At 69.5% G+C, this 226-nt stretch carries 1 pseudogene; it reads left to right on the top strand.

The annotated features are described in order from the left end of the window. Positions 1-226: pseudogene (locus tag IF20_RS37065) on the top strand (S-(hydroxymethyl)mycothiol dehydrogenase); the annotation flags it as partial.

Below are 226 nucleotides of genomic sequence, written 5' to 3'. Positions count from 1 at the left end.
GAAGACGCTGGTGGCGGCGGGGCAGTGCACGAAGGTGGATGCGGGTGTGTCGCCGGCGGTGGCGGGGTTGTTGGGCTGTGGGGTGATGGCGGGGATCGGTGCGGCCATCAATACCGGCGATGTCGGTCGGGGTGACAGTGTGGCGGTGATTGGGTGCGGTGGTGTGGGGGATGCGGCGATTGTCGGGGCGCGGTTGGCGGGGGCGGCGAAGATCATCGCGGTGGAT

It is taken from the genome of Streptomyces niger, from assembly GCF_000718305.1.
GTDB classification, from domain to species: domain Bacteria; phylum Actinomycetota; class Actinomycetes; order Streptomycetales; family Streptomycetaceae; genus Streptomyces; species Streptomyces niger.
This window is presented reverse-complemented; position numbering and strand designations above follow the sequence as displayed.